This window comes from Armatimonadota bacterium (assembly GCA_031081675.1).
Classification (GTDB): Bacteria; Sysuimicrobiota; Sysuimicrobiia; order Sysuimicrobiales; family Kaftiobacteriaceae; genus Calidihabitans; species Calidihabitans tengchongensis.
Map to the genome: position 1 here is coordinate 1 of JAVHLZ010000042.1, position 9,874 is coordinate 9,874.

At 70.8% G+C, this 9,874-nt stretch carries 10 protein-coding genes and 1 tRNA gene; 7 read left to right on the forward strand and 4 right to left on the reverse strand.

Annotation, left to right across the window (positions count from 1 at the left end; translation table 11 throughout):
- The first annotated feature begins 84 nt into the window (after positions 1-84).
- The gene (locus tag RB150_11160) at positions 85-1,116 is read left to right on the forward strand and encodes a radical SAM protein (protein MDQ7821092.1); all 1,032 of its coding nucleotides are present in this window, start codon (positions 85-87) and stop codon (positions 1,114-1,116) included.
- Positions 1,117-1,151: 35 nt separating this feature from the next.
- Positions 1,152-1,325 (forward strand): hypothetical protein, encoded by a 174-nt coding sequence (locus RB150_11165; GenBank protein ID MDQ7821093.1) that lies wholly within the window; start codon positions 1,152-1,154, stop codon positions 1,323-1,325.
- Positions 1,326-1,463: 138 nt separating this feature from the next.
- Here the strand turns inward: RB150_11165 and RB150_11170 are convergent, their stop codons facing one another.
- Complete coding sequence (locus RB150_11170) at positions 1,464-1,985, reverse strand: hypothetical protein (GenBank protein MDQ7821094.1); 522 nt, start codon at positions 1,983-1,985, stop codon at positions 1,464-1,466.
- A 104-nt stretch (positions 1,986-2,089) separates the two neighbouring features.
- On the opposite strand from RB150_11170, the gene RB150_11175 reads away from it, so the two are divergent.
- The 3 genes from RB150_11175 to RB150_11185 all read left to right on the forward strand — a co-directional run bounded on the left by RB150_11175 (position 2,090) and on the right by RB150_11185 (position 5,668).
- Positions 2,090-3,547, forward strand: coding sequence for an NAD-dependent succinate-semialdehyde dehydrogenase (locus RB150_11175; protein ID MDQ7821095.1), 1,458 nt, complete (start codon positions 2,090-2,092; stop codon positions 3,545-3,547).
- A 174-nt stretch (positions 3,548-3,721) separates the two neighbouring features.
- On the forward strand, positions 3,722-4,270 hold the full coding sequence (locus RB150_11180; GenBank protein MDQ7821096.1) for a sigma factor-like helix-turn-helix DNA-binding protein: 549 nt from the start codon (positions 3,722-3,724) through the stop codon (positions 4,268-4,270).
- Positions 4,271-4,666: 396 nt separating this feature from the next.
- A complete protein-coding gene (locus RB150_11185; protein MDQ7821097.1) occupies positions 4,667-5,668 on the forward strand; it encodes a hypothetical protein in 1,002 nt (333 codons plus the stop codon).
- A 239-nt stretch (positions 5,669-5,907) separates the two neighbouring features.
- Here the strand turns inward: RB150_11185 and RB150_11190 are convergent.
- Positions 5,908-5,982 (reverse strand) — tRNA-Thr (locus tag RB150_11190).
- 99 nt (positions 5,983-6,081) lie between these two features.
- Here RB150_11190 and pyk point away from each other — a divergent pair.
- Together pyk and RB150_11200 are read left to right on the forward strand one after the other, a co-directional pair.
- Positions 6,082-7,542, forward strand: coding sequence for a pyruvate kinase (gene pyk, locus RB150_11195; protein MDQ7821098.1), 1,461 nt, complete (start codon positions 6,082-6,084; stop codon positions 7,540-7,542).
- Between the two features lie 50 nt (positions 7,543-7,592).
- Positions 7,593-7,865, forward strand: coding sequence for a hypothetical protein (locus tag RB150_11200; protein MDQ7821099.1), 273 nt, complete (start codon positions 7,593-7,595; stop codon positions 7,863-7,865).
- 77 nt (positions 7,866-7,942) lie between these two features.
- Here the strand turns inward: RB150_11200 and RB150_11205 are convergent, their stop codons facing one another.
- Both RB150_11205 and RB150_11210 read right to left on the reverse strand, forming a co-directional pair.
- A complete protein-coding gene (locus RB150_11205; protein MDQ7821100.1) occupies positions 7,943-9,043 on the reverse strand; it encodes an aminopeptidase in 1,101 nt (366 codons plus the stop codon).
- 146 nt (positions 9,044-9,189) lie between these two features.
- Positions 9,190-9,828 (reverse strand): DUF4386 family protein, encoded by a 639-nt coding sequence (locus RB150_11210; GenBank protein MDQ7821101.1) that lies wholly within the window; start codon positions 9,826-9,828, stop codon positions 9,190-9,192.
- Positions 9,829-9,874 lie beyond the last annotated feature (46 nt).

A 9,874-nucleotide genomic window follows, 5' to 3' on the forward strand; every position in this document is an offset into this window, starting at 1 on the left:
CGCCGGCGGACACGTCGGCCCGGCGGCGGGGGTGTCTTGCCTGGAACCGAGGGCGTGCCATACTGTCCGGTGGAGGGGGAGCGTATGGCCACCCGGACTATCCCCCGCCAGTTCTTCCTCCCGACGTGGGAGTTCACCGCGGCCTACCTGCGCCTGGGCCTGCCCGAGCTGCGCCGGCGGGCCGAGGAAGCCCTGGATCTTCTGCGCGACTGCGTGGCCTGTCCTCGGGACTGCCACGTCAACCGGTGGGAGGATCGGATCGGCGTCTGCCGGACGGGGCGGTACGCCATCGTCAGCAGCTTCTTCCCGCACTTCGGAGAGGAAGACTGCCTGCGGGGATGGAACGGCAGCGGCACCATCTTCTTCGCCATGTGCAACCTGCGATGCGCGTTTTGCCAGAACTACGACATCAGCCATCTGGGCCACGGGCGCGTGGCCACGCCCCAGCAGTTGGCGGCCATGATGCTGCACCTGCAGGACATGGGCTGCCACAACATCAACTTCGTCACCCCCGAACACGTGGTGCCCCAGATCCTGGAGGCCCTCCCCCTGGCCGTGGAGGGGGGACTGCGCCTGCCGATCGTCTACAACACCAGCAGCTATGACTCGATGCACTCGCTGCGGCTGCTGGACGGCATCGTGGACATTTACATGCCCGACTTCAAGTTCTGGGACCCGGAGATGAGCCGCCTGTACCTGAAAGCCCCCGACTACCCCGAGGTGGCTCGCCGGACCATCGCCGAGATGCACCGCCAGGTAGGCGAGCTGAAGCTGGACGAGTTCGGGCTGGCCAGGCGCGGGGTGCTGATCCGCCACCTGGTGATGCCCGGGGGGATCGCGGGTACCCGGGAGATCATGAACTGGATCGCCCGGGAGCTCTCGGTGCATTCTTACGTGAACATCATGGACCAGTACTATCCGGCGGGACTGGTGGGGACCAACCCCCGCTACGACGCCATCAACCGCCGCATCACCCCCCAGGAGTTCGCCGAGGCCGTGGCCGCCGCGCGGGCGGCGGGGCTGTACCGGCTGGATGTCCGCCTGCGCCGGCACCCCCTGCTGCGCTGGACGCCCGGGCCCGACCCTGGCCCTGCCCCGGCGGTTCGCGTACAATAGAGCCACACGATCACCCTCGCGTCGGAGGTGAGAGCATGCCCCGGACTCTGGCGGTTCGCGACGCGGCGGCGACGTGTCAGCGCGAGCTCACCCGCATCGCCGCCGAACTGAAGAACCTCGGAGAGTATCCCAGCACCAAGGACGTGGTCAAGCAGCTGCAGGCGCTGGTGGAGGCCCTGCAGAGGTTCATGCGCGAGTCCGCGGACTGAGGTCGGGGACCGGGGATCCGGACCGGCACGGCGTCCGGTCCGGATCCCCGCATCCGTCCCGGGCGCAGTCAGCCGGCATCGCCAGGCACAGGACGCTCCCGTCGCCCCGACTCACCGGGGCCGGGCTGGCGGGACCCGCTACGACGGTCGCCTGCGGCCCGCCTGACCCCTGCGGGAACCCGACGCTCGGGGGGAACCCGTCGCCCCTGTGCCGGCGGCTTCGTTCCATCGGGCGGCGAGCGTGTCCCGGCGCGGGCGGTAGACCAGGGCGTAGAACTGCTGCCCGGACTCCAGGACGGCGCGGGGATAGCCGGCCACGAGGCTCATCGCCTCCCGCCACGCCTGGTCGAAGGCCTTCCCGAACCGGCTCGCCACCTGGCGGTGGAAGTCCTCCGGGCGCTGGACTTCTCCGCCGATGGTACACAGCGTGGTGCCCTCCACCGTGACCGCGTACGCCTTCTCGTCGCCCAGGCGGAACTCACTTACGGCCCGGCCGCCAGGAGCGGACGGGGTGCGCCCCGGCGGACCGACGAACCCGCGCTTGGCGGCGGCATACCAGATGGCCCGGTTCAGCCCCCACGACAGGGCCGCCTCCAGCGGCAGCCCCAGGACCTGCGCGCGGGCCGCCTGAAGCACCGCCATCACCTGGAAACGCCCCACGCCGGTGGCCACGTCCCGAGTGTACCACGGACCGTTCCCGGGCAGGGGAGGCGCCAATGCTGAACGAACGGTTGCTGGTACGTACCCTGTGCCGGAGGTGGGAGATGAGCGTGGTCGGCGAGCGGTCGCGGATGTACGTGGGCGGGACGTGGGTCACCGCCTCCGGCGGCCGCACCATGCAGGTCACCAACCCGGCGACCGGAGAGCCCCTGGCCGACCTGCCCGATGCGGACCGCGACGACGCCTGGCGGGCCTGTGACGCGGCCGCGCAGGCGTTTCCCGGATGGGCGGCGACGCCGGCCCTGGAGCGGGGCCGCATCCTGCGCCGCATGTACGACCTGATGACCGAGCGCCGGGACGACCTGGCCCGCCTGGTGACCGAAGAGAACGGCAAGCCCTTCGAGGAAGCGCGGCGGGAGGTGGCGTTTGCGACGGGGTACTTCGGCTGGTTTGCCGAGGAGGCCCGCCGGGTTTACGGTGAAATCGTCCCCCCGCCGGTGGCCGGCAAGCGGCTGTGGGTCCTGCGCCAGCCCATCGGCGTGGTGGGCGCCATCACCCCCTGGAACTTCCCGGCCACCATGGTCACCCGCAAGATCGCGCCCGCCCTGGCCGCCGGCTGCACGGTGGTCCTCAAGCCCGCCAGCGCCACGCCGCTGACGGCACTGGCCCTGGCCCGGATCGCCGAAGAGGCGGGGCTGCCGGCCGGGGTCTTCAACGTGATCACCAGCCGCCGCAGCGGCGTCATCGGCCAGGTCTTCCTGGACCACCCGGCGGTGCGCAAGATCGCCTTCACCGGTTCCACCGAGGTCGGCAAGCAGCTGATGGCCGGCGCCAGCGCGCACCTCAAGCGCGTGTCGTTCGAGCTGGGCGGTAACGCCCCGTTCATCGTCTTCGACGACGCCGATCTCCAGGCGGCGGCCGAGGGAGCGGTGGCCATCAAGTTCCTGCGGGTGGCCGGCCAGTCATGCATCTGTGCCAACCGCATTTACGTCCAGCAGAGCGTCGCGGACCGGTTCCTGCCTCTGTTCGTGGAGAAGGTGAAGGCCCTCAAGGTGGCCCCGGGATTTGAGCCCGGCGCGCAGATCGGCCCGCTGATCAATGCCGAGATCCTCCAGAAAGTGGACGGGCTGGTGCAGGACGCCGTGCGGGCCGGCGCGCGCCTGGCGGCCGGGGGGCGGCGGTTGACCGACGGGGTCTACAGCCGCGGGCTGTTTTACGCTCCCACGGTCCTCACCGACGTGCGAGAGGAGATGGCGGTGGCCCGGGAGGAGATCTTCGGCCCGGTGGCGCCCGTCATGACGTTCCGGGATGAGGCCGAGGTCATCGCCCGCGCCAACAACACCACCTTCGGTCTGGCCGCGTACTTCTACACCCGGGACCTGCGCCGGGCCATCCGGGTGGCCGAAGCCTTGGAGTACGGGATGGTCGGGGTCAACGACAGCACCGGGTACACCCACGAGATCCCCTTCGGCGGCTTCAAGGAAAGCGGCCTGGGCCGGGAGGGCGGGCGGCAGGGCATCGAGGAATACATGGAGGTCAAGTCCATCTCCATCGGAATGTGAGCGCGCGCCCGCGGCGGGGCCACCGTTCCTCGGGAGCCGACACCCTCATCGCCCGAACCACAGGTTGGGCAACCACAGAGCTAGCGGCGGAATTTCTGGGGTCAGACCCCCGTCTGCGAGGTGCGCGCGTCGATGCGTGGCCCCCCAAACCAGAGCTATCGAACGCATGAGCGTATGCACCATTCCTACCGTTCCTATGAGGAGATCGCACTGATCCTTGGCGTGCCGGTGGGAACCGTGCGGAGCCGCCTGGCCACGGCGAAGGACCAGCTGCTGCGCCACCTCCAGGCCGAGCGCCCGGCCCATCCAGAGGCCTCCGCCGCCACACCGGCGTTTACCGCGACGACCCTGGGGGACATCCGGCGCAGCCTCTGGGAGGGTGACGCGCGGCCGTTCGACTTCTTCGATGCGGATCTGCGCTTCACGTTCGTCTCCCCGGGTGCGCCGCCCTCTTCGCATTCCGGGATCGCCTCCTGGAAAGACGAAGTGCGGGGCGACGTTCTCGCCGGCACCGTCGTCCACCCCGATCGCGTCATCGTGTCCCACACGGTATCGATCATCGAAGGACGCATCGAGAACGCGCCGGAGACGCCGGCGCGCTGCCCTCCCGGCGCCATCGCCGTGCTCTTCCACGATGCGCACCGCATCGCGCGCATGCGCATCCACATGGAACCCCGCCCCGCAGGGACGGGGGACCGCCCGGCCCGGTCGTCTCCGGCATAGACACTGCACCGACGCCCCCGATGCGGGCGCAGATGAGCCGAGCGTGCCCCTGCGATCCCGCCGTCGGGCAGCCCGTCCCCCGGCGCGCGGGGAGTCCCATTTGCGGGCGTCGAGCGGTCGGCCCCCGGGGACGAGCGACCAGAGCAGACCGAACCAGGCCAGTGAGAGACGCGATCGCCGTCCAAAGCTACGCTGGTTCGGACGGGAGCATCCCGGCAAGGAGTTACGGGCGGCCGCGCGAAGGCACAGAGACGTGGGCTCCGGTGGAGAAAATAGGCGCCTCCCGCCAGCCGCGGGTCCGGGCGCTCCACTTGAGCCTGCGGGAAGGACCCTCCTGGCGGTGTGTACGGTTGAAGCCCGCAGGCGCCGGGCCGACAGTCGGGGTGAGGTGAAAGCATGACCACGCTCCTGGTGGCTACGGAGCGGGGGCTGTTCGTTGCGCGTCGGGCAACACGCTGGTCTGTTGAGGAATCTTTGAGGAACATGTCTCCCCAAGCCCTCGCCGTTGATCGGCGCCATCCCGGGCGCGCGTATGCCGGAACCGGGGGCCATGGCCCGTGGCGCAGCGACGACGCCGGACGAACCTGGCATCCGGTCGGCTCGGGGATTGCGCACTCCGAGGTCACGGCTGTCGCGGTCAGCCCGACTGAAGCAGGCGCCGTGTATGCGGGCACCGAGCCCAGCGCGGTCTTCCGCTCGGAGAACGGGGGAGAGACGTGGAGCGAACTGCCGGGACTGCGGGCGCTCCCGTCGTCCCGATCATGGGCGTTCCCGCCCCGTCCCGACACCCACCACGTCCGCTGGATCGAAGCCGATCCGGCTGTCCCCGGCAGGGTCTTCGTGGCCATCGAAGCCGGCGCGCTGGTCCGCACGCTCGATGGCGGCCGGACCTGGCTGGACCGGGTCCACGGCGGGCCGATCGACACGCACACCGCCGCGACGCACCCCCTGGCGCCCGGCCGCCTGTACTCTGCGGCGGGAGACGGCTACTTCGAGAGCACGGATGCGGGCGAGAGCTGGTCCCGTCGGATGGACGGCCTGCGGCACCGATACCTCGTCGGGGTCGCCGTCCATCCGGCCGACCCGGATGTGGTCCTCGTGTCCGCCGCACCGGGACCCTATGTCGCCTACGCCCCCCGCCGCGCCGAAGCCTACATCTACCGCAAGAGCGCAAAAGGCGGATTTCAGCTGGCCATGGCCGGACTCCCGAACGCCCAGGGCACGGTGGCCAGCCGGTTCGCCGCCAGCCCGGACGAGCCGGGCATCATCTACGCGGCCAACAACCACGGGGTCTTTCGCACCGCCGACGCCGGGAAAACCTGGCAGGCCGTGGAGATCAGCTGGCCGCAAGGCGCATTTAACCGCGGGGTGGATGCGCTGGCCTGCCTTCCCGACTGAACGATCCTGCACCAGCGGCTGAGGCGCGCACCCCCTTCTGCCCGCGTCGAACTCTGGCCCCGGCCTCCGTGTCACGCCGAATCCTCCCCGTGCAGCGTCCAGCACTGCTGCGCAGGGCAAGCGCTGCCATTCGGGCGCGTGATCGCCGGGAGCGCTTCGTCGAAGAAAAAGGGGGCGCCCATCGCGAGCGCAGGCGGGTAAGCATCTATTGATTTCGACGCTGCCCTCTGAAAATACGCTGGAGCCGGCGACCGGATTCGAACCGGTGGCCTGCGCATTACGAGTGCGCTGCTCTACCGCTGAGCTACGCCGGCCGATCCGCTACCATGATACTACGGGAGGACAAGCCGCGCCGGCACGCCACGGCCGCGGGAGGCACAGGAGGCTTCCGGCGGCCGCCGAACGGCATCGCCATGAGGTTTGACCTGACATCCCGCGACTGGAAGCGCCGCACCACCATCGTGGCCACCCTGGGCCCGGCCACCAGCGACCCCGAGCGCATCCGGGCCCTGATCGAGGCGGGGGTGGACGTGGTGCGCCTGAACTTCTCCCACGGCGACCCCGAGCAGCACGCGCGCCTGTACCAGCTGGTCCGCGACGCCGAAGCCGCCGCCGGGCGGACCGTCGCGGTGATGGCGGACCTGGCCGGACCCAAGATCCGGGTGGGCAGCCTGCCCGGAGGCGCCATCGACCTGCGGGAGGGCCAGCGCCTGATCATCACCGCCGATGGGGCCGCGGCGGCCGAGGGCCAGATCACCACCAACTACCCGGGCCTGCCCCGCGACGTCCGCCGGGGGGACCGCATCCTGCTGGACGACGGCACCCTGGAGCTGGAGGTGGAGAGCACCTCCCGCACCGCCGTGGTCACCCGGGTGGTGCGGGGCGGGGTGCTGCGGGAGCACAAAGGGGTCAACCTGCCCGGCGTGGCGGTGGACCTGCCGGTCCTCACCGACAAAGACCTCCGCGACCTGGAGGTGGCGCTGACGCTGGGCGTGGACTACGTGGCCCTCAGCTTCGTGCAGCGGGCCCGGGACATCGAGGTCGGCCGGCGCGCCGTCCAGCGGCTGGGCCGGCAGGTGCCCCTCATCGCCAAGCTGGAGAAGGCCGAAGCCATCCGCGCCCTGGACGAGATCCTGCAGGCCGCCGACGGGGTGATGGTGGCCCGGGGCGACCTGGGGGTGGAGCTGGACCCGGCCTGGGTGCCGGTCCTGCAGAAGACCATCATCCAGAAGGCCAACACGGCCGGCATCCCGGTGATCACCGCCACCCAGATGCTGGAGTCCATGGTGAGCAGCCCCCGGCCCACCCGCGCCGAGACGTCGGATGTGGCCAATGCCATCCTGGACGGCACCGACGCGGTGATGCTGTCGGCCGAGACCGCCCTGGGCCGCTATCCGGTGGAGGCGGTGCGCATGATGGACCGCATCGCCCGGGCCGTGGAGTCCTCCAATCCCGGGGTGTTCACCCCGGCCCTGCCCGAGCAGCGGGGCACGGTGTACTCGGTCGCCCGGGCCGCCGCGCGGCTGGCCCACGAGGTGCGGGCGCGGGCCATCGTGGCCATCACCCGCTCCGGGCGCACCGCCCAGATCCTGTCCAAACTGCGCCCGCACGAACCCCTGGTGGCCTTCACCGAGACGGTGGCCACCGCCCGGCGCCTGGCCCTGTGGTGGGGGGTCAACTGCTTCGCCACCGACTTCCTGGACAACACCGACGCCATGATCGCCCACGTGGAAGACGAGCTGATCCGCCGCCGCCTGGCCGCCCCCGGCGACACCATCGTGCTGGTGGGGTCGGCTCCGGTGGTCGTGCGGGGACGGGTGAACTTCATCAAGGTCCACCGGGTGCGGGGCCGCCGGGGCCGGCGTGCGGGCTGATCCCGGCCGGCACGACCGCGCACCCGGGGCCGCGGGCGGAGGGCCCGGCCATGATGGAGAGACTGTGGGACATCTACGAGCAGGTGTGCATGGTGGAGATGAAGGGGCTGGACGAGTTCGTGCGCCGCGTGCGGTCGGGCGAGTTCGGGGAGGTCTCCACCGAGGACCTCATCGCATTTCTGCGGGAGATCGAGGCCAACATGCTGGCCAACATCCAGATCAAGACCCAGGAGCACCCGGCGTACGCCGAGATGGCGGACGAGGTCTCGGAGCAGACCCGCAAGATGTTCGAGGAGCTGATCGACGGCCTGCGCCGGGCCTAGCCAGGAGGCCGCGACGGCGTGGGGCACCCCGGCCGTCCCCCCGGCTTCCCGCGTCGGCGATGGGGCGCTTCTGCCCGTCAGATGAGGAACCGTCCGTCCCGGTAGATCACGTCTCCGTCGGCCCGCACCTCCGATTCCTGCCGCAGGTCGCAGATCATGTCCCAGTGCAGCCCCGAGACGTTCCGCGAGCCGGTCTCGGGGTAGCCGATGCCCAGGGCCAGGTGCATGGTGCCGCCGATCTTCTCGTCGAACAGGATGTTGCGGGTGAACCTCTGGATGTGGTAGTTGAGGCCGAAGGCCACCTCGCCCAGGAACCGCGCGCCGGCATCGGTGTCCAGCATGGCCAGCAGGAACTCCTCCCCCTTGCGGGCCCGCGCCGCCACCACCCGGCCCTGCTCGAAGGACAGCTCCACCCCGTCCACCTCGCGCCCGTGGTACACCGCCGGGAATGAAAAACGCACCCAGCCGCGGGCCGAGTCTTCCACCGGGCCGGTGAACACCTCCCCGTCGGGGAAGTTCTCGGTGCCGGCGGCGGCGATCCAGGTGCGGCCGGCGACCGAGAGCTCCAGGTCCACGTGGGGGCCGCGGAACGTCAGGGTGCGCACGCGGTTCAGGGCGCTGGCGATGCGCTCCAGCTCCGCCCGCACCTTCTCCCAGGCGGCCACCGGGTCGGGCTCGTGGAGCATGCCCGCCGCGTAGACGAACTCCTCGTACTCGGCCAGGGACATCTCGGCCTCCTGGGCGTCGGCGTGGGTGGGGAACTGGGTCCCGCACCACCGCAGTTCGCCGCGGGCGGCCCGCTCCAGGAACCGGCGCTGGAGAGCACCGGTGGCCTCCCGGCGGATCGCCATGCGGCGGGGGTCGATGCCGCTCAGTTCGCGGGTGTTCCAGCGGCCGCTGATCCCCAGGGTGGCGGTGATCAGCTCCACCTCCTGGCGGTCCAGGTCCGAGATGAAGCGCAGCTGGTCGTCGGAGGCCTGTTTGTAAAACATCTCCTCCAGCCCGTCGATGGACACCCGCACGTAGGGATAGGCGCCCACCCGCAGGGCTTCCGCATAGACCGCCCGGATCAGCGGCGCCGCCAGGGCCGGGCCGGCGATCCGGAACAGGTCTCCCCGCTGGAGGCGCAGCGAGTAGTGCACCAACACGTCGGCCATCTTCTGCACGCGCGGGTCCATGCTCACCCCTCCCGGGTTCCCTCGGTCGCGGCTCGTCAGGTTCATCCGCCCCGGGTATCCATCCTAATGGCCGCGCCCCACCGCGGGAAGGCGCCGGGCTTTACCTGCCTGGAGAGTGTAACGTCGTCCGGTCCCGCCGGTGCCTCCTAGCGGGCCGTCCGCAGCCAGGATCCCGCCCACAGCAGAAAGATCACGGGCAGGACGAACGACCCCACCACGAGCGCTGTCGAGCCCGGGATGATGGTCGTCAACGCCGTGAGGATCCCGGCGACGACCCCGTACCAGCCCAGGGCGCTCGCGCCGCCGGCGACCAGCGCCCACCCGGCCAGCAGGATGGTCAGGCCGGTGAAAAGATTGCCGAAGCCGTCCAGGGCGATGCTCAGCGCGTTGGTCGCCACCCAGGCGTGGGACGCCGCCACCTGGTCCATGGCGGCGCGGGCGACCACGGCCGGCACGGCCCCCCACCACACCAGGGCCCCCAGCCCGTGGCCGGCAATGCCCAGCAGCCCGAAATACAGGACCCCGGTCGCGCGGGTCGGTGCGCGCTCCCGCAGCCGGCCGGCCAGCCCGGCCACGAAGAAGGTCGCCAAAACCACGGTCACCGCCGCCAGGACGGCGATGGCCCGCAGCCGGGCGGCGTTCTCAGTCACGTAGGGCAGCGCCTTCGCCGGGTCAGCGAACGTTTGCGGCGAGGCGCCGCTGGTGATGTACACGACGAAGAGGACGGCGAGGCTGAGGCCGGCGAGCATGCCCAGCATCCCTGCGGTCTGCTGTCGCGGAACCATCTCCTCACCTCCGGGCCGCCTTTCTCCCTTCAGCGTGCCCACCCCC